18 protein-coding genes and 1 pseudogene are annotated in these 18,200 nt (G+C 62.3%); 1 reads left to right on the top strand and 18 read right to left on the bottom strand.

What is annotated here, in order from left to right:
- Positions 1-32: 32 nt before the first annotated feature.
- From NKJ58_RS12250 to NKJ58_RS12190, 13 genes are all read right to left on the bottom strand, one after another.
- Positions 33-218 carry a hypothetical protein gene (locus NKJ58_RS12250; RefSeq protein ID WP_023820445.1) on the bottom strand — a complete coding sequence of 62 codons (186 nt, stop codon included), beginning with the start codon at positions 216-218 and terminating at the stop codon, positions 33-35.
- Between the two features lie 579 nt (positions 219-797).
- Positions 798-1,055 (bottom strand): hypothetical protein, encoded by a 258-nt coding sequence (locus NKJ58_RS12245; RefSeq protein ID WP_155924307.1) that lies wholly within the window; start codon positions 1,053-1,055, stop codon positions 798-800.
- Between the two features lie 10 nt (positions 1,056-1,065).
- The gene (locus NKJ58_RS12240; protein ID WP_352853192.1) at positions 1,066-1,470 is read right to left on the bottom strand and encodes a hypothetical protein; all 405 of its coding nucleotides are present in this window, start codon (positions 1,468-1,470) and stop codon (positions 1,066-1,068) included.
- 41 nt (positions 1,471-1,511) lie between these two features.
- Complete coding sequence (locus tag NKJ58_RS12235; protein WP_023734799.1) at positions 1,512-1,718, bottom strand: hypothetical protein; 207 nt, start codon at positions 1,716-1,718, stop codon at positions 1,512-1,514.
- Positions 1,715-2,110: an SMI1/KNR4 family protein gene (locus NKJ58_RS12230; RefSeq protein ID WP_023735867.1), complete on the bottom strand. Its 396-nt coding sequence runs from the start codon at positions 2,108-2,110 to the stop codon at positions 1,715-1,717. The genes NKJ58_RS12235 and NKJ58_RS12230 overlap by 4 nt, the downstream gene beginning before the upstream one ends.
- A gap of 2 nt (positions 2,111-2,112) precedes the next feature.
- Entirely contained in the window at positions 2,113-4,431 is a 2,319-nt protein-coding gene (locus NKJ58_RS12225; protein ID WP_023753145.1) for a hypothetical protein, read from the bottom strand.
- Positions 4,432-4,962: a hypothetical protein gene (locus tag NKJ58_RS12220; protein WP_023747773.1), complete on the bottom strand. Its 531-nt coding sequence runs from the start codon at positions 4,960-4,962 to the stop codon at positions 4,432-4,434.
- Positions 4,963-4,964: 2 nt separating this feature from the next.
- A complete protein-coding gene (locus tag NKJ58_RS12215; protein ID WP_023739173.1) occupies positions 4,965-5,666 on the bottom strand; it encodes a hypothetical protein in 702 nt (233 codons plus the stop codon).
- A gap of 251 nt (positions 5,667-5,917) precedes the next feature.
- Positions 5,918-8,398, bottom strand: coding sequence for a phage tail protein (locus NKJ58_RS12210; RefSeq protein WP_023753148.1), 2,481 nt, complete (start codon positions 8,396-8,398; stop codon positions 5,918-5,920).
- Positions 8,395-8,997 carry a phage connector family protein gene (locus NKJ58_RS12205; protein ID WP_023753149.1) on the bottom strand — a complete coding sequence of 201 codons (603 nt, stop codon included), beginning with the start codon at positions 8,995-8,997 and terminating at the stop codon, positions 8,395-8,397. The genes NKJ58_RS12210 and NKJ58_RS12205 overlap by 4 nt, the downstream gene beginning before the upstream one ends.
- Positions 8,998-9,265: 268 nt before the next feature.
- Complete coding sequence (locus NKJ58_RS12200; RefSeq protein WP_352853191.1) at positions 9,266-10,255, bottom strand: Coat protein; 990 nt, start codon at positions 10,253-10,255, stop codon at positions 9,266-9,268.
- A 44-nt stretch (positions 10,256-10,299) separates the two neighbouring features.
- Positions 10,300-11,211: a hypothetical protein gene (locus NKJ58_RS12195; RefSeq protein WP_352853190.1), complete on the bottom strand. Its 912-nt coding sequence runs from the start codon at positions 11,209-11,211 to the stop codon at positions 10,300-10,302.
- A 246-nt stretch (positions 11,212-11,457) separates the two neighbouring features.
- Positions 11,458-12,030, bottom strand: coding sequence for a hypothetical protein (locus NKJ58_RS12190; protein WP_023743949.1), 573 nt, complete (start codon positions 12,028-12,030; stop codon positions 11,458-11,460).
- Between the two features lie 260 nt (positions 12,031-12,290).
- Between NKJ58_RS12190 and NKJ58_RS12185 the strand changes: the two genes are divergently transcribed.
- The gene (locus tag NKJ58_RS12185) at positions 12,291-12,608 is read left to right on the top strand and encodes a YMGG-like glycine zipper-containing protein (RefSeq protein WP_023739167.1); all 318 of its coding nucleotides are present in this window, start codon (positions 12,291-12,293) and stop codon (positions 12,606-12,608) included.
- Between the two features lie 567 nt (positions 12,609-13,175).
- Here the strand turns inward: NKJ58_RS12185 and NKJ58_RS12180 are convergent.
- From NKJ58_RS12180 to NKJ58_RS12160, 5 genes and pseudogenes are all read right to left on the bottom strand, one after another.
- Entirely contained in the window at positions 13,176-13,937 is a 762-nt protein-coding gene (locus NKJ58_RS12180; protein WP_023739166.1) for a phosphoribosyltransferase, read from the bottom strand.
- A gap of 132 nt (positions 13,938-14,069) precedes the next feature.
- Positions 14,070-14,198: pseudogene (locus tag NKJ58_RS12175) on the bottom strand (IS1595 family transposase); the annotation flags it as partial.
- Positions 14,199-14,467: 269 nt separating this feature from the next.
- Positions 14,468-14,788: a Bbp19 family protein gene (locus NKJ58_RS12170; RefSeq protein WP_031194382.1), complete on the bottom strand. Its 321-nt coding sequence runs from the start codon at positions 14,786-14,788 to the stop codon at positions 14,468-14,470.
- Positions 14,785-16,578: a portal protein gene (locus NKJ58_RS12165; protein ID WP_352853189.1), complete on the bottom strand. Its 1,794-nt coding sequence runs from the start codon at positions 16,576-16,578 to the stop codon at positions 14,785-14,787. Before NKJ58_RS12165 ends, NKJ58_RS12170 begins: the two co-directional genes overlap by 4 nt.
- 213 nt (positions 16,579-16,791) lie before the next feature.
- Positions 16,792-17,979 carry an acyltransferase family protein gene (locus NKJ58_RS12160; RefSeq protein ID WP_023819033.1) on the bottom strand — a complete coding sequence of 396 codons (1,188 nt, stop codon included), beginning with the start codon at positions 17,977-17,979 and terminating at the stop codon, positions 16,792-16,794.
- Positions 17,980-18,200 lie beyond the last annotated feature (221 nt).

The raw sequence follows: 18,200 nt of genomic DNA, 5'->3' as shown, positions 1-18,200 counted from the left end.
CTTGAAAGAAGTTCCAATTTGGTGCGCGACGATCAGCGCTGTGATGAAGGCCGAAGAGTTAGACGCGGCGCATCACCCCTCCTCTTGCGCAGGTAGCGCAGCCGCTTGCGCTGCGCAGGCGTCACATAGCCATCCCCGGCCTCCGCCAGAATACGCTCTTCTTCGGTCGGCACTTTCTCCGGTTCAGCCGGCAGCCCAAGCTCGATCCTCAGCGCCATTGCCTCGGCGTCGCCCTCTGCATGACTGTGCGACCGATGTCTTCGTATTTGGCCAGTAGCTCTGGCCATTCCGAAGGATCACATGTCTCCAGCCGCCACAACCAGGCTATGGTCGGGTGTTGCCGCCGCTTGTTCAGTTCGATGTCGTCGTCATAGGAAACGGTTCCACCGAGAAGTATCTTCCTGCCTATGTTCATTGCGGCGACCCAAGGCCGCCGTCCCATGCGATTTTCAAAGTGACCGCTGGCCAGCCCTTCAGATGTAAGTGGGCGCTAGCGCAGCGAATCTAATAGACATTGCTGTTCTTCTCAACGGGTCCGTCCATACTGAAGCCACTTTGTCCGCTGGACAAGTATAACTCGGCAGTTCCTCCAACGCCCACGATCAGGCTGTCCAGCTGAATTATGCGTCTCAATGCTTCGGAATTACGGTGACAGTGCACTCTTTTCAATTTGTCAAGTTTAGAGTTTTCGCTCTACCTGCACTGGTGCGGACCTCTAGAAATACGCTGTCACCGTAATCCATCATTCTCGAAATTTTCATCTACGAACATCTCGGCAAATTTCTGAGGCGAAAGCGTTACGTCGTTGTCGCGAGCGATTTCGAGGTTCCTCGCCCATAGACCCCGGATTTCCGCCGGTATTCCTCGGAAAAATGAACAGATGCGGCAATTGCGCCCTGCCACTGTCCATCGCCGCCATAGAGAGTGTGCAGTTTGAGAGCTATCGCCTTCAAGGACTTATCCACCTCTTCGGGCAGCTCACCAATTACCCACAAAACATAAAATTCCAATAGTTTAAGCAGCGGCTTTCCGTCATAGCGCGGGTTATGTTCCACTCTATCTCTCCTATGCGTCATTGATGGCGTATTCGATAAGCCTTGGACAAACCCCCGCTAGGCTAGGTTTTTCTTTTATTGAGGCAAGCCAACCCTCGATGACTTCTCGACAGATATGTATCTCAAGAAAATATTCCAAACCGGCTTCGACGGCCTCCGGTGGCGATCTTCCCGTGTCCAGCCCGGTAGCAACCATCGCATCGGAATCCTCGGTCCAAGGCTCCGACGCATAAATCGTGTCGTACTCGTCAAACTCCGACAGCCTTGCAACTATGTCTATCAGCCTGCCTACTTGCCCCAAAGAGAAACCCTCCGCCACGATTCGGATGCAAAACCTCCTGGAAGATGGTACCATTATTATTATGTTGGGATCTAGGGACGAGTTGCTTGCGCCGGCGGTTCGGTGGATTTGCAAATGATCGTCCGACGCTGGTCATGGCTCGTGCTCCTTGCACTCTATTCCCCGTTTCGTCCCGCCTTTTCCAGTGCCGCCTTACGCTGAACTTCGATAGTTCGATTCCAAAAGCGCACCACTTGAAAATGCTCTTGCCTGGTCAACCAGATCTTGTTCTCCATGCTAACTGGATCGCCGCCAACCGCTACCGGTTTGATCTCGAACAATTCCATGCCTTTGGAACGCGAATCTGTACCTTGGACGCTCATTTCAAGTCCTCCAACGCAGCAAATAGACCGGCGAGGTCACGCGCTATCGTCTCGGCGGATTGCCGTTCCATAAATATGAATGGGATGCGCACGATCGGCATTTCCACATCGTGGGTGTCGAAGCCATAGGCTTCCCCTCCTCCATTCGACGCAAACAAGAGGATGCCTGGTGCGTATTTCTCAACCTCATATTCTCGATTGAAGTCTACCAACTCTTCAGCCTTGAAAAAAATTATATAGCTGTCGCCGATGAAGCCTTCACCTCCATTATGCTCCCTAAGGAAATTGGCGTAATCCTTCGGCAACGTCACTCCCAGGCTTGCGGGCAGGCCATCGACAACTGCAGCTTGAGCCGGTGGGTCGAAACGTCCCTTAGTTAGTGCATATCCCACTGCTATTCTCCAATGTCTTTTAGTAATTTGTTCCACCAGGGCGTAACCTGCTGCTGATGAACTTCTCGGGGCAGAATGACCTTGTTGGACGGATCGGTCGGACTCCCGCCAAACTTCACTGGCTTAATTTCATGCACATCCACGGGCTGGCCGACAAGGCCTCGCTCTTGGCGGATAATGCGATTGGCCTGATCAGCCGCTTTTCTAGCAGCTTTTTGCTGTGTACCTTCTAGCCGTATGAATAATCCATCTGGCTTGGGCACAACCGCTATCGGATAATCTGCCCAATCTGACATTGAGAAACTGCCCGAGGGGAGATCGAGAGCGACGGCCGGGTGTCCGCTGCCACCTTCGACGAGTCCCGCGCCTTCCTTAGACAACTCACCGGGAAGCTCTTTGGCGATGAGACCTTCGGCGCGCCCCGACGCCATGGCACTCAACGGCTCAAGTGTGCGAGGTATCCCTTTCGCGGCAACAGCAGTTCGCCCAATGCCCGGCCCAGGTATCGCCCAGCTCAATGCGTCATTTCCCTGACGCATCATCACCTTCTCGGCATTGTTCGAAGGCTCGAAGTAGCCTTGGCTGAAATCGGGAGGATCGCTTGTTCCAAGGGAAGCCCCGTAGCCAATCCCCTTCATCAATTTGCCTGCGAATATCCCCGCATTCGCACCTGCCTTGCCAAGGCCTCTGGCCTCCGATCGAAATACCTCGATCGCCGAAAGGCCAGGCTTGCCGCCAGGAAGAATCCCGCCCAGGCCGGCCTCATCCAATTCCCGAACCAAAGCTGCTCGTGCGACAGGACCCTTCGTGCGCGCGAACAACTCGCTCGCCTTCGCGTAGTTGTCCATGAAGTACATGCTTCCGCTGTCGCGCTGCTCGGCAAGCTTGAGGAGAAAAGAGAACGGCACGGGTTGGAGATTTTCATCAGCGATGCCCAATGCATTTTGCTGGGCGACAGACAAGGCTAGTGTTTTGTCGTAAGTATCTTGGTCGAAAGCCTCTGAATCAGAGGGCCCAGTGCCAAATACGGCTTTCCAACCCTCCGAGATTTCTGAAGACAATCCATCGACATAGTCACCTGGATAGACTCGCCTCCTTTCCAGGACCAGATTTGCCGCGGCAGCGGTTGAATCGTGGCCCGCCTGATCCGCCGGTGAAGCGTTCGGCCCCGGCTCGGCACTGACAACGGCGGCATTGATCTCCTGGTTCGACATGGTCGCCATGTCGAAAATCTTCTTGCCGACATTGGTACGCCATTCGAGACCCTGCCGGCGCCTGTCGCCCTCATCGAGGCCATAGATGGTCCTGTAGGCGTCCTTGCCCGGCATTGGGCCGGAGTAGGCGCCCGTGCGTGCTATCTCGTCCGGCGCTTCCCTCTCGGCGCGACCGATCTCGACGCGCGTCTGGATGTCCTGACTGAATTTTGCGACCTTTGCCTTTAAGGCCAGCGCATCCTGTTCCTCCTGCGGAAGATCGTCCCTGAACGCCTGCGCGATGCGGTCATCCGGCGTCTGCGTGCCGACGCGGTCTTCTTTCCCGGGCGCCATCCTTGGGCCGTCCACAAAGGAGTTGCCCGCAGCCTGCGCGCTATCGCCAGCGGTCTCGCCGCCGGCGACCGGCACCGCACCCAACATTTCAGCAGCGCGCTTCGGGTCCGTGGCGATCATCGCCTGAACCAGCGCCTTGGCCGCGTTGGTGCGCCAGGCGGCTTCCGCCGCTTGCCTGGCAAGCGGGTTGCCGATCTTGGCGATCAGGTCGAGCCCGCTCTGCCGGATCGCCTCGAAGTTCGCGGTGTCGTTCGGGTCGCCTTTTGCTATGGCGATGGCATTGGTTGTCAGCGTCGTGTCGACGGTGGCCTTCTCGTAGTCGTCGCGTTTGGTCTTTTGCCGCAGCGCCATGCGGTATGCGCCAACGACGCGCTTGTTTTCCTTCTCACCTGCGAAAGCGGCTTGCTGGCTTTCGGGCATCGTCCGTTTCGCATCGTCGAACAGCGTATCGTACAGGCCTGGTTTCACCACCCGGCCGGCGCGCAGGTCGACCTCGCCATACATGGCTTCATGCATGCCTGCGCCATCCGCCGGCGCGTTCGCCGCCACTTCATCTTCGGCCTGCGCGATCCGCGCGTCGAAGCCGCGACGCGCCAGCTCGGCGTCGAACGCGTCCTGCTGGTCCTTCATCTGCTGGTAGCGTTCGGCAAGAGCGGAAAGGTGGTCGCCGAAACCTTGCATGGCGCCGCCGATCGGCGACCCCTGGGGATATTGCACGGCGTTGCCGGTATCGAGCCGGCGCTGGCCGACGGAAAGGGGGATGATGTGTACCATCTAGGTGTTCCCCGCCCACGGAGCCCTGAGGGCCGCACTGCCGAAGATCACGGAGCGGCCCGGCACAGCGGCGGCCGCAGCGCTTGACGCTGCCGCTTTCGTCGGGTCGTAGATTTTGGAGAGGCCGCCAACGAGCGCGCTGCCGGCGTTGAAGATTGACGCCGTCACCGCCTGCTTGCCCTGGAAGCGCGAGATGGCGGCTTGGCTGTTGAGATTGTTCTGGCGCAGCTTCGAGCCGTACAGCAGCGCGCCGAGATCCGCCTGGCCCTGCCTGGCATTCGCCGCCAGCACCTCGGTCGGCGAGCCGGCTATGCCGACGCCGGACGCGCCGGCCTGGGCGCGCGCCTGCGCCTGCAGCAGGTCCTGCTTGTGGCGCTCCTGGCCTTGCTCGAAGGCGGCGGCTTGAGCATCCGCCTGCGCCTGCTGCTCATAGGCCTTGGCCTGATAGTCGGCCATCTGCTTCGACTGCTGGCCCTCGGCCAGCGCGCCGCCGACGGAAAGAACGGTGCCGAGAAGGGCAAGTGTGCACATGGTCAGCCTCGTTCGCCCAGGGGTTTGATTGCAGGAATGGGTTTTCTCGCGGGAATGGGTTTGATTGCGGGAATGAACTTGCTTTTGACGCCGGCGACCGGCGCGCCAAGCTGCGGGCGCGGGTCGAGTGGACCGCCGGCAGCGAGCAGGGACAAAAGCAGCCGGTCGACCTGCAGCCCGGCGCGGCTGAGGCGAGCGGGTGCGGCTGCCCGTGCGCCGGCCATGGCGGCGCGGCGGGCAGCGGTGAGGTTTATCTTCAGCTCGGCGACGCTGGCGGCGTCGAACAGGCCATTGGCGGTGGCGATGGCACGGACGAGCGCATCGGCCTCGAACAGTTCCTGGCGCAGCAGCTCGACCAGCCGGGCAGCGTTGCGCCAGCGCTCGGTCAGGGTGGCGGCTTTGGCCGCAATCTCGTCGCCAAGAGCGGCAATGTCGGCGCGGGCTTCGCTCTCGGCGGCGTCGATGCGGCGCGTGTCGGCGACGCAGATGGTTTTTTCCAGCAAGGTGATGACGTCGTTGCAGGCATCGAGCGCGGCGCGCGCCGCGGCCAGGTCGCCGTCGCCAAAGACGGCCCGGTCCTCGGCCTGCTCCAGCGCGCGCCTGCGGACGACGGCGTCGTTAATGTCGGTGTCGAGCAAGGCGATGACGGCCGCGAAATCGGCAGCCGTCCGCGCCTTGCCGAGGGTCTCGGCATGGGGGGTCATTGGGGTGGGTTCCTTGGTGGGAATGGTGCGAGAATGGTGACGTCGGCGGGACAGCACCCCCCTCTGTCCTGCCGGACATCTCCCCCGCATGGGGGGAGATTGGCAGCTCGAGCAGGCTCGCCAGTCTTGCTACGTCAGCGATTAGCGAAGGCAAAGATGCCGTTGATCTCCCCCCTTGCGGGGGAGATGACCGGCAGGCCAGAGGGGGGTGGGCGGGAGCTCGGCGTTGACTATTGCCGCATCAAATTTTTCTACGGCTCGGCGTCGAATACCGGCGTAAACGCCCGGATCGTGCAGGGCGTCGGGTTGAGGTGGCGGATGCGGACCCTGCCCTGCCCTTCCCAGCTGTCGTCGACCGGTACATCGACATTGCCGGTGTAGAGTTTCGCATTGCCGTCGGGTGCGACGATGCTCGGCATGCGCACGCTCTCCCAGCGGCCGCGGAGGAAGGACTGCACCTGCAGCCCGGTGGTGTCGGTCTCGAGCAGCGACAGGATGACTTTCGCCACCTTCTTGCGGCGGCCGATGACGGAACCGTCCTGGCCGCCGACGTCGAGTTCCAGCGTGTTGGCCTCGGACTGGAAGGGCAGCCCGACCTGCCACTTCCCAGCTGTGGCGCCGGCGGGCAGCGCCACCTGGCCGGAGGCAACCGGCAGGCCGCGATAGACCTTGCCGCCGGCCAGCACGTCGACCAGTTGGCCGTTGAGATGGCCGAGCCCGGAGACGACGTTGACGGGTGCACCCGAATAGGTCAGTCCGCAATCGACCTGAAAGGCATCCTCCAGCATGCCGTATTCGAATGGCGTGGTCATGATTTCGATGTAGCGCCTGGTCACCCCGCCAATGGTGCGCTTGACGATCAGCCAGATGTCGTCGACGCCGTTCTGGCCAGGCGTCACCACGGCGCTTTCAACGACCGCCCAAGTGGGTTGACCGGGGGCGGATCCAGCGAAGCTGCCGCCGAAGCGATGGCGGTGCATGCCGCGCACCTCCTGGCTCGGCTGGTGGGTGTAGCCGCCAAGTTCGCCATTTTCGAGCGGAAACCACAGCATCGGGTCGGGGTCGGTCTGGAAGGCGAGTTCGACCACGCCTTGCTTGGGGATATGTTCCGAGATCTGGCCGATGTCATCGGAGGTGAATCTGGCTGTAGAACTCTGCGTCAGCTCGGCGATCGATTTGCGCGAGCGGGTGACATAGAGGAAGGACTGCCCGGCATCGACCGGGCGGATGCGGGCGCAGCCAAAGGTGCGCGAACGGCGGTTCTTGAACGAGGACGGGGTGAGTGCCTCGTCGATGCCGGAGCCGGACAGTGCCCTGATACCGCCCGACGTGCCGATCAGCAGCGCACCATCGGAATCGGCGATCCAGACGATGTCGTTGGCCTGGCCGCCGCCGGCCTGGACGAATTCCAGCGCGTCGTCATCTTCCTCGCCGAGCGCGAAATTATCGAAGTCGCCGGTCGCCGATGCATAGACCGAGAATTTTCGACTGAAGGCCAACCGCTCCTCATAGAGCGAGCCCGCCTCGACATATTTTCCGGGCACGAAGGTGCCAAGCCGCCAGCGACTGATCGGACTGAGATCCGGCAAGGCATGGCCATACAGACGAACGGTAACGACTGTCGCGCTCGTGCGCGCTGCAATCTTGGCCCAGCGCCACCGCCCATCCGAACCGAGCAGCCGGATGGCGCGGCCAATATCCGATGTCTGGAACCCGGTATCATCGTTGATGCCGATGACCGATGACGCCGTCAGATTGAACGGCGTCATCAGGTCGCCGTCCTCGTTCGGCGCCCATTCGGCGAGGTCGGTTCTGGTACTGTCAGAGCCGCCGCCACCGTCCATGTCCATGCGCAGATATTCAAAGGCGGCCTTGTTGAAGAATTCGAAGAACCGACGCTCGGAGTTACCCCAGCCTATCTGGCCAATCCGCGAGTCGATGGTTGTCCATGTCGATCCGTCGTTCGAGCCCTGGATTTCCCATTGCGTCGGCATGTTTTCTGCTTCCGACGCGCTGTTCATGGCTTGCACCCAGTAGGCGTTGCAAACCTTCTGCGCTCCGCTCGCCTGCCGATATTGGACCCAGCCATTGGTGCCGGCACCGATCTCCGCACCTGTTCTGCTGTCCTTGTCGAAAATCGCCCACGCCGACGCGGAACCGTTGCTGGCCAAAGCCGTTCCGGCCGGAGCCGTCAAGCCTGTCATCTTCGGCACGTACGAGCCGTAACTGGCCGGCGTCATCGTGGTGCCGGTCGTGTTGATTGGATCGTAAGGGCCGTCGAGGAACTCGTAACCTGCCAGCGTCCATGTCGTGTGGGCGGTGCGGGTCAGCACTTTGGGCGCATAGTTCTTGTGGGTGATCCACATCTGGTCGGCTGACTGGACATAGGCGAGGTCGAACAAATCGGCCTCCAGATAGGGCGAGGCCACCTCGACCGTGCCGACGCGGGCGCCATAGGCATAGACGCGGATATAGAGGTCGCCGAACTCCAGGCAGTAGGCCTGCTCGGAGGAGAAGATGAAGGGGATGGCGCGCGTCTTCCTGGCCGAATTCTTCACCTCGTTGACGAAATAGCTGCCGCCGCGGGCGCGGATACCGCCATGCGGCAACGTGACGAAGTTCTCACATTTGGACAGCGCCGCACGATAGAGATCGAGTGAGGCGCGCGCGTGCAGGCGCGGGCTGATTTCGCCACGGGTGAAAACGTCCTGGATAGGGTAGAGCGCGGTCATCGGGCAGACACCCTGAAGTCGCCGCGCTGCTGCGCCCAGGATGAGGTGTAGAGCCGGCCGCCGCGCTGGATGGCGTTGGCGGCAAAGGCCGCGTCCAGCGCCCGGTCATAGGCGGAGCGGGCGATGTCGATCATGCCCGCCTTGTGCGTCAAGGGATGCGCGATCTTGATGGCAAGGGCGGAGACCAGCACTTCGGTGAACAGCGCGTCCCAGTCGTTCGGGTCGGTAAGGTTGGCGATGTAACGGATGATCAATGGACCGGACCGGCCGCAATAGATCAGCCCGGCTTCCTGGCGCCAGGAGATCGGTACGCCGTCCGGCTCGCCATTTGCGGTCAGCGGCAGCGGCCGCAGGCAATCGGCGGGCAGTTCATAGGCGAAGTTCAAGGTGCAATTGCCGCTGCCGGTGTCGGCGCCGGCGACGCTGGCGGCAAGGATGGCGAACACCCAGACGTGCCTGGCGAGTTCGGCTTCCCGCGTCAGGTCGAAATGCAGGTTGAGCAGGCGCGCCGCCTTGACGTCCTGGTCGAGACTGTCGATCGGCGCCTCGTCGAGGACGGCGAGCGCCATATTGGCGATGTCGAGCGGGGTGATGGCCATGGATCAGCGCCTCGTGGATGGTGGTTGATTGGGCAGGGGCATATGGCGGAGCGCCAATCTCCCCCCTTGCGGGGGAGATGGCCGGCAGGCCAGAGGGGGGTGCTGTCCCGCCGACCTGACGTAATTTGGAGAAGCGGTTGTGGGTTGAAGGGGGTTGAAAGGGACCGGAAGTTGGCGATCCTTCACACCCCCCTCTGTCCTGCCGGACATCTCCCCCGCAAGGGGGGAGATCAGCAGTTTCGGCGACCCGCTGGCCGGACGAAAGGTACTACGCCTCGGTCGTCTTCAGCGCGATGAAGGTCATGTTCTTGACGCTGGACGCCGTGCGGTCCCAGTTCGCCGCCAGCGCGAGCTCGGCGTCGGTGGCGAACTCGCCGGCCGAAGACGCGTCGAGGAAGCGGGTGCCGGGCACGTGCGGGACGAAGTGCCTGCGGCCGACCATCTCGGTGACGCCGCCGCCATGGCCCTGGCGCGGCTTGCGGTCGAACTCCAGCGGGCCGCCTTCCGTGTTGACCGGAAGCTCGTTCCACAGGATCGCCTTGTCCTTGAACATGAAGGCGGTGTAGACGCCGGCCGCGACCGGAATGTCGTCATCGACCACGCAACGCAGCCCCATGTAGTAGGGGATGAGCGGCCCGCCCTGCTCTGACGACGGAACATAGTCGATGAGATCGGCGAGCTTCAGTGCCTTCATCTGCTTGGAGTGCATCCAGATCGTCTTGAACTTGTCCGCGCGGTCGCCCATCAGATAGGCGGCCTCGATGATGTCGGTGTCGACGATGGAGGCGCCGGTGAGGCGCACCAGGTCGCTGCCGTCGTTGGCGATGTTGTCGGCCACGACCCCTTTCAGGATGCCGAGCAGGGTCAGCTTGTTGGCGCGCTGCCAGTACTCGGTCTGGCGCTTGACGATCAGCTTCTGCGGATCGTCGCCGGCCAGGATCGAGGTCAGGTCCGGAACGCCCCAGGCCTGGGCGCGAACATTGCGGGCGGCGACCTCGCGGCGGGCGCCGATCTTCTTCATCTCGATGGAATCGGCCGGATCGTCATTGACGGGTTCCGACGGATCGTTGCCGAGATCCTTCCAGCCGGGCATGTCGACGGAACGGCCGCCCATCGAGAGCTTGGCGGTGATTGCCGGATCGTTGAACAGGATGCCGGCCTGGAAGATTTCCAGCGACTGGACATGCTCCTCGAACGAGTACTGGGCATAAACGGACGGAACGATCGCGTCCGCGATACGGGTATAGGCGTCTGCCATTTTTCACTTCCTTTGAGGTTGATGTGGCGGCGAGCTTTGGAGGACTAGAGCGGGTTGTTGGGCATCCAGAGGTTGGGGTTTTCACCGGCCTCGCGTGCCAGCCGCCGGGCGCGGGCGGGGTCGCTTTTGACAAGGGCTGAAATGGCTGAAATGTTGCGGTCGCCGGCGGCGTTGCGCTTGAACGGATTGCCGCCGCTCACGGCCGCGCCGCCGTCGATCGTGTCTTCCCTGAACATCGCCTCGCCGACGGCGTGGAACGCCTTGGCAATCTGCGGATCGGTCAATGCGCCGTCCGGGAGAAGGATGCCCTTGGCCTTATAGGCATCGACCAGTCCGAGCTTCTTCATCGCCCGGTTGGCGACCTCCAGCTTCTGGCGAAAGCCATCACTGCCGGTCGGTCCCCAGTCGCGCACGAGATCGTCATGCGTGGCCTCGACCGAGCGGGCAAGCGCGATGTCCTGGCGCGCGGCCTGTTCGGCCATGTAGCCGACGAAGCGGTCGTGATAGGCCTGCGCCACTTTGGGCGTGGCGCCGGCCTCGACTGCCCAGGCCTTGGACGCCTGGGCAAGCTCGTCCGAATAAGCGAAGTTTTCAGGCAGGCCGTCGGGCCGCCTGTACTCGACCTTGTCGGGCGATGTCAGCGGACGCATGGTCTCCGGCAGCCGGGCATGAAATTTCTGCCAGTCTTCCGGGGATGCGTCGGGTGCTGGAACGCGCAGGCTCTCACCCTGCTGCCGCTCCAGCTCCGCATAGGAATTGAAAACCCGATCGAGGTTTTCGGCCCTGGTCCAGCCCTTGGCTTCAGCGAGCTTGCGGTTGCCTTCGGAAAGACCGTCAAACCAACTTTTGGCGCGAGGCGCGGCGGACCCGTTATCCGCGCCTGCCGGTGGCCATACTGGGTTGCCCGCCGGCTGCGCACGCGCAGCCACGGACCCGGAATCTGCCAGATCTGTCATGAGTGGATTCCTTTGATTGTTGTTAGAAGGAGCCGGCGGCGAAACTGCCAATCTCCCCACCTGTGGGGGAGATGTCCGGCAGGACAGAGGGGGGCGCGAAGGAACGCCAGCGTTCGGGCACTTCGTCAGCCGAAGCCTCTCCGAATAACGCAAGTGTAAAATCGACAGGACAGGCCGGCGGGACAGCGCCCCCTCTGCCCTGCCGGGCATCTCCCCCACGAGGGGGGAGATTGGCTATATCACCGCCTACGCGTTATCGCCCCAGTTCTCCCAAAGCAGCGTGATCGTGCCCGTCACCGCCAGCGTCCCGTCGGCGTCGATATCCGTGCCGGTCGCAAACGCCAGGTTGAGATAGAGGTCGACCGGCGTCACCGTGCCGTCCAGCGTGGCGGCTGCCGCGACATCCGCGGTCGAGGCCGTCGACAGCGCGGCGCCCAGGCCATCCAGTGTGCGGGCCGTCGAAGCCAGCACATTGACCATGGCGCCGGCCAGCGTCGCACTCGATGCCGCCACAGAGCCCAGCGACCAGGTCAGCGCCGCATTGTCGTTGATGGTCGCCGCGCGGGTGGTCAGTACCGCAAATTGCAGTCTGGCCGTGCCGCCCTTGATGCGCACCTTGCCGTCGGCGAAATCGAGCAGTTTCTGGCTGGCATAGGCCAGCGCGTCGGCGACCGGCACCTGCATGCCGGCAAGGGTGAAGACGGTGCGGTACGAGCCGCCCTGCCCCGTGGTGACGGCCTTGAGGCCGAATTTGGGCGGGGCAGATCCGGCCTCGCGGGCGGCGGCGCGCGACAGCGTCCGGGGAAGACCTCGGGTCATTGGTATCTCCATTTCTATTCGGGAAATTGCTGGAAGGACGTTATTCAAAAAGCGCCGGATCAGCGCTGGCGTATCGATTCAAACCGGGGCGCTATCGCCCTGTTCGCGCAAGGCGTTTCCGCTTTGGCAACCATTGTCTTCAAGGCCCGAGAAACCACGTCTCATTTCGTGAGCGGGCGCGCCGCCGTTTGGCCGCAATGCGCCAGCAACTGGCAACCATTCGCTCCAATCCGCGTTTGGGGCTTCAAAGGAGTTCCAAGATGATCATCAGACAAGCCATTGCCGCCGTGCTCATGACTGCCGCTCTGGCAGGCTGCGCGACGCAGACCGAACAGCAGCAGAGGGCAACCAACGGCGCGCTTATCGGCGGCGGTGTCGGCGCGCTCGCCGGCCAGGCGCTGGGCGGCAACACCAAGAGCACCGTGATCGGCGCCGCCGGCGGCGCCCTGCTCGGTGCCGTCATCGGCCAGGCCACCACGCCGCAGCGCCGCGGCGAACAGCTGTGCCGCTACCAGGACCGCTACGGCCGGATCTACACGGCGCCTTGCGACGACCGGTATTACAATAACGATTATTGAGGAATGGCTCCACCTTCTCCCCGTTCACGGGGAGAAGGTGCCCGAAGGGCGGATGAGGGGCGGCGCCACCATCTGAAAAGCTGGCGTTGCCGAAGCTCAATCCGCGAAATTGCGGTCTTATGTAGCAAACGCACCAACATTCCGACTGCCGCTACCTGGTGGCTTCACATAAAATCCGGGAATGCCAAGAGCTGCCCCCATCGTTCGCTCGACCCGATACGAACACGCGATAAACACGCTTGTGGCGAATCGCGCGGAGGTCGCGCCATTGCGGCGGCAGCCCTGCCGCTTCCGGAAAGGCGAGCTTTACGGATAATCCTGAAGTGCGAGGCGGAAGGCAGCAAGGAGACGGCCCAGCGCATTGTTCAACTGAGGGGCTGGGAGCCGTCGCTAGTCGAGCGGATCAGGCAGTGCGTCAATACCGCGAAGGTGCGGCGAAAGCGGAAGGCCAAGGAGACAGAGCGCGTCGAGAGACGAGTTTAGACGTTAGCGCCCGCTTTGCGTGCCGCTAAGATTCGGGGGTTAACCTTGTGGCCACGCGCGGCGCGGATTTTAAGCGCAGAATCGCTATTCGCCTTTAGCTGCTGCCGCAGCGAGGCGATCTCTGAGTCGTTGAAATGGGCTGGCCCCATCGGAGCTTGGGTTTCTTTTTGGCCAGTCGGCCAGAAATGTTCCTTCACTCTCTGTAAGACACCGAATGTCATGGCCAATTTCCTCTATCCAGAGGGACGAAATGTCCACAGAATAAGTCGACTTAAGCACATCAACCGTATTCCCAGCAATGGGAAAACGACAGTGTAGGCCGTCATTGGTTGATAAAGCTGTAACTGCCGCGATGGTTCCACCCTTCGAAAGGATGTAGTTCCGCAGCGTCGCCAACGTGCCGCCAAGGGTACAATTGTCGTCGGCCAGGACATAGGTGCAATCTTGTCGCACCTCTCCCGCGAAGGCTGGTTGCCACAAAAACCGTGGGAACCGCTTCAATTTCGTGCGACCCGGACGCGCCGTTTCGATGATCTGGTCATCGATGGGGCAGTCCATTTCTTGGGCGAGATATGCGGCGTAGGCAAATGGAAGCGCATTTGTCGGGCGAAGGGCATTTCCTCCTTCGTCCATATCGTGAGGATCATATTCCGGGTGAGGAATCACTATCCGAGCGGGTTTCTTCTTGGCGAGAACAAGATCAATTATCTGCTCAACCACAGTCTGACGCACGCATTGGTCGACCAAATCAGCGGCGGCGCTTTCGTCAAACTGCTTCTTGGCGCGCTCGTATATCTCTGTCCCTCTAGCCGCCTCCTTTGCCGATTTTTTATAGGTTCCCTTCAACTCGCTCCATCGACAGTGCGAAAGAATGAGCTGTGGGTCATCTGCCTGCCAAGGTAGACGGGGATGCCGGCCAATTTTGCTATTCACGCGGGCACATTCAGCAGAATCTCAACAATCGCCTCTTCTGCAATACTATTCCGCTCTTTGCCAGTACCCAGCCCATACGCGGCTAACAGAATGATTGAGCGCACCACCAAGCAATGCGAAGGCATTGCCGCCATTCGACTGGCGACGGTGATCTTCCAGCCATGCGGCGTGATTGGTTGAGGTAGCGGTGCGAAACGAGCAATGGTCGAGGAAGGGATGAAAAAGAATGATCCCGGCCGGATCTAAAGGCCAGAAACGGCCAGCCGAGGGGATCGGCATGCCGTCTGCGACATGTGCATTTGTGGCCAGGTCCGGAGGCATATCCCGAAATATTGCCTGGAGCAGCTGCAATCACGGCAAACGCTAGCGGGACAGCGCCCCCCCTCTGTCCTGCCGGACATCTCCCCCACACGGGGGGAGATTGGCAGCTTTGCGGATGCCGCCTACCCTTCCGCCCGTGCCGCCTTCTCCAGCGCAGCCAGCTGCGTCTCGTCCAGCGTCAGAAACCCCATTATGTGCTGCACGACTTCTGCCCGCGCGTTGCTGAGCGCGCTGTGCAGTTCGAAGCCGTTGGGCGTCCTCGTCCTGGCCATCCACTCGCCATAGGACGGGCGGCGGTAGTAGCCGACGGTTGCCGCGAGGTCGGCCAGCACCATTTCGCCGTCCTCGCCGGAGAACACCCTGAGATAGGCCTTGGTCAGCGCGTCGCGCGCCTTGGCGGGGCCGCCGGCCTGACTGGCGCGGGCGAAGCGTTTGGCGCTCATGCGCCCTGCCCCGGCGCGGCCGGAACGGCCGTCGCCTTCCCGCCAGCGCCCGGCGCGGCCGGCACGGCCGTCGCTTGCCCGCCGGCGCCCGCCTGCAGCATCAATGCATCGAGTAACCCGCTGTCGCGCGCCTGCACCGCTGCCGGCACCGCGTCCTTGGCGACCTTGCCGGCGGAGGCGATCGCCGCCATGCCGGCCTGTGCCTGTTGGGCCTGTGCTCTTGCTCCACGCAGACCCTCCACCTCCTCCTTGCGCCGAAAGATGCGCTGCGGGCTGCGGCCGGCGCTCTGCACGATCTTCAGCGCCTCGTCGCCGTCGATATTGTCCATGATGCCGGGATCGAACTGCGCCATCTGCATGGCCGTCGTCACCACCTGGATGGTGTCGCGCGCTTCGGCCGAGCGCCTGAGCACATCGAGCGGGCCGGTGAAGGTCGGCCGCACCGACTTGCCGGCGAGGCTTTCCGGCGGCGCGAAGCGGCTGTCCTCGTCATAGAGGCCCTTGTCTTCCAAAATGCCGAGCTCGCGGTCGAGATTCGAGGCAAATCCGGCCTGGATGATCGAGCCCGAGGGGCCGAGCAGCGCGCCCTTCTCCTCTTGGCGGATCAAGGCTTCGGTCGCCGTCATCTGCGGGTTCTGCACCAGCGTCTGGAACAAATTGACGAACATCATGTCGCGGATTTCCTCCGCCCGGCTCGCCGCATAGTTGAAGGCATAGGTCGGGTTCTGTCCGGTCGCGATCGGCTGGATCATCGGCCTTCCATTGTCGTCGATGAGGCCGGGATAATTCTCGCCGGGGTTGAGCACCGGGACATAATCGAGCCTGGCTTTCGAGGCCGTGGCCGGATCGGTGATCTGCTGCAGGGCGCGCAGGCCCGAGCGGCGCACTGCGTTTTCCTCGCGCACCGTGGTCAGCGCCTCGATGGTCGGCGAAATGCCATAGGGGTCGCCCTCGTAGCGGCGCCAGTTGAAGGTCGACACCGGGAAGGAACGGAAACCGCTTTCCCTGACGATCTCCTCCTCGTCCTCGATGACGTGATAGGAGGCGAAAGCCGTGTCGAGATACTGGTAGCCGCCCGACAGCCGGTACATCTTGCGCTCGTCGCGCGGCTGGATGCACTGGATCAGCGAGATCTTCGTCTCGCATTTGGCGGGATCGTCGACCAGCATCTTGATCCGCGCCGGCAGCTTTTCGTAGCCGAGCAGCTGCGCCGCCTGCCTTGCCGTGCGCTCATAGCGGCGATGGAAAATGTCGACCTGGCCCCAGCGGTTGCGGGCGAGATAGCCCTCGACCACGGGGATCGAGGCATAGCGGATCAGCGTGCCGCCAAAGCCTTCCTCGGCATAGAGATAGGCCGGACCGTAGCGCACGACATTGCGCAGGCAAGCCTGCGTTGCCGGAACGAAATTGGAGTTGGCGGAATAGCGCAACGCAAACAGGAAATCGCGCAAGCCTTCCGCCCATTCCTTCTCCTCGTCGGTCTCCTCGTCGTTCATTTCTGCGGTGGTCAGCCCGTGCCATTTTTCCGACTGCGGGATGATCAGGCTTTCGAGCCCGGCGGCGAGGCGATTGGCGGCCGAGTTGATGGTGTTGGCATAGACGCGGGCACCGCGCCGCTCCTGCCGCTCGGCCTGCGAATCCGGTCCGCCGCTCCTGCGCCCGCTCCAGACATCGGGCGCATCGGGATCGCAAAATTCCGCCACCTGCTCCCACACCGCCTCGTACTGAGAGCGCTCGGTCTCGAGCTCGGATTGGCGGGACAGGATATCGCGGGCACGGGAATCGGTCATGAGGGGCTCGCTGGGTAGGATGTGAATGGACGGCGAAGCGGCGCTTCTCCCCACTTGAGGGGGGAGATGGCCGGCAGGCCAGAGGGGGTCGCCGCGCGTAGAGCGCTAGCGTCATCTGTCGGTGGCGGGAGGTCGCGTCCGGTCGCACCGACCCCCTCTGTCGCCTTCGGCGACATCTCCCCCTCGAGGGGGGAGATCGGCAGAGTCAGCCGACTACGCGCTGCGCTTGATGCCCTCGAGCACCGGCGCAGTTTTCCGGCCAAAGCGCTGGACGACGAAGCGGCCCGCCTTCTGGCCGGGGACCTCGATCAAAGTATAGGTGATCCAGGACAGCAACGTCACCGTCGGCAGCACAACGGCAACGACGATGGCGAAGCGCAGCGGCGCCGACAATTGGTGGCCGAACTCACTGATGACGAACGCCGCGACGGGCTGCAGCACCAGCAGATGGATCAGGTAGATGCTGAAGGAAAGCTCGCCCATCAGGTGGAAGAACCGGTTGCTGAGCGTCACGGCGATCGCTCGCGCCAGCGTTCCCGCCCTTCCAGGCAGCATGCGGTAGAGAACCAGCGCAAAGAAGCCCGCCACCAGCGCTTCACGCACCAGAACCTTGCCCAGCCCCTGGTCGCCGCCAAAGGGCAGCGCCGCCAGCAGCAGCGCCAGTGCCAAGTACAGGATAGATCGCGGCTGGCTCTGATGCACGACTCCGGCCAGCAGCATCCCGCACAGGAATATCTGTATCTTGAGCGGCAGAAAGGACGGCATCGGAAAATGGATCGACAACAGCCGCATCGCAAACACGATGACGCAGCCGGCCGCCGCGACCACAAGGGCGCTCCTCATCCAGTCCAGCCTGCGCACCAGCAGCATGACGGCCGGGAACACGGCATAGAACTGCATCTCCAGCCCCAGGCTCCAGTCAGGCAGCGGCGTGCGATAGGCGAGGTTCGGCACCAGCCCAAACAGGAACGTGAGATGAGCGACGATGTTTTTCAGGCTGCCGTCGAGGTAGCGTTCCGGCGCCTGGTGCGATCTGGAGAGGAAATCGTCGATGATGATCCTGCAATCGTAGAGATAGGGGCCAAGCGCCAGCGCCAGGCAAAGCATGACATAGAACAGCGGCGCGATCCTGAAATAGCGGCGCGTCCAGAATTTCAGCCAGGTTTCCGGTCTTTGCCAAGGCTCCTTTTCCTGGCGCAGCTGATAGTGGAACACCATCAGGAAGCCGGACAGCATGATGAACAGGTCGACGCCGAGATCCGGCTCGCCGACGATCGGAATTTGCCAGCCGGTCAAAAGCATGCAGTGCCCGACCAGCACCCAGATCGCCGCAAGCGCGCGAAGCCCGTCCAGGCATTCGATGCGCGACGACTTGATGATGCTGGTTTCGTAGCTAGCCATGTTGCACTGCAGCATGGCGCCTGAGGGGCGATTGTCAAGCCGCTGAGAGATGACGAATTGCTACACCCTCCCCCTTGTGGGGAGGGTCGGCGAGTTCGCTTTGCAAAGCAAAGCGAGGGAGACGGGGTGGGGGTGCAGCGCAGACCCCACCCCGTAGGCTGAACCGCACGTACCGTGCGGCTCAGCCTACGACCCTCCCCACAAGAGGGTAAGATGCGTCA

Origin of the sequence: Mesorhizobium sp. M0139 (assembly GCF_040322455.1) — a bacterium.
GTDB lineage: Bacteria > Pseudomonadota > Alphaproteobacteria > Rhizobiales > Rhizobiaceae > Mesorhizobium.
Note: the sequence above shows the minus strand (reverse complement) of the source record. Positions and strands in the feature narration are given on the sequence as shown.

Coding starts and splice junctions, on each gene's coding strand:
- NKJ58_RS12215 (WP_023739173.1), bottom strand. CDS start 5,666: ATGACCCCCCATGCCGAGACCCTCGGCAAGGCGCGGACGGCTGCCGAT.
- NKJ58_RS12185 (WP_023739167.1), top strand. CDS start 12,291: ATGATCATCAGACAAGCCATTGCCGCCGTGCTCATGACTGCCGCTCTG.
- NKJ58_RS12220 (WP_023747773.1), bottom strand. CDS start 4,962: ATGTGCACACTTGCCCTTCTCGGCACCGTTCTTTCCGTCGGCGGCGCG.
- NKJ58_RS12160 (WP_023819033.1), bottom strand. CDS start 17,979: ATGGCTAGCTACGAAACCAGCATCATCAAGTCGTCGCGCATCGAATGC.
- NKJ58_RS12165 (WP_352853189.1), bottom strand. CDS start 16,578: ATGACCGATTCCCGTGCCCGCGATATCCTGTCCCGCCAATCCGAGCTC.
- NKJ58_RS12190 (WP_023743949.1), bottom strand. CDS start 12,030: ATGACCCGAGGTCTTCCCCGGACGCTGTCGCGCGCCGCCGCCCGCGAG.
- NKJ58_RS12225 (WP_023753145.1), bottom strand. CDS start 4,431: ATGGTACACATCATCCCCCTTTCCGTCGGCCAGCGCCGGCTCGATACC.
- NKJ58_RS12195 (WP_352853190.1), bottom strand. CDS start 11,211: ATGACAGATCTGGCAGATTCCGGGTCCGTGGCTGCGCGTGCGCAGCCG.
- NKJ58_RS12200 (WP_352853191.1), bottom strand. CDS start 10,255: ATGGCAGACGCCTATACCCGTATCGCGGACGCGATCGTTCCGTCCGTT.
- NKJ58_RS12235 (WP_023734799.1), bottom strand. CDS start 1,718: ATGAGCGTCCAAGGTACAGATTCGCGTTCCAAAGGCATGGAATTGTTC.
- NKJ58_RS12205 (WP_023753149.1), bottom strand. CDS start 8,997: ATGGCCATCACCCCGCTCGACATCGCCAATATGGCGCTCGCCGTCCTC.
- NKJ58_RS12170 (WP_031194382.1), bottom strand. CDS start 14,788: ATGAGCGCCAAACGCTTCGCCCGCGCCAGTCAGGCCGGCGGCCCCGCC.
- NKJ58_RS12210 (WP_023753148.1), bottom strand. CDS start 8,398: ATGACCGCGCTCTACCCTATCCAGGACGTTTTCACCCGTGGCGAAATC.
- NKJ58_RS12250 (WP_023820445.1), bottom strand. CDS start 218: ATGGCGCTGAGGATCGAGCTTGGGCTGCCGGCTGAACCGGAGAAAGTG.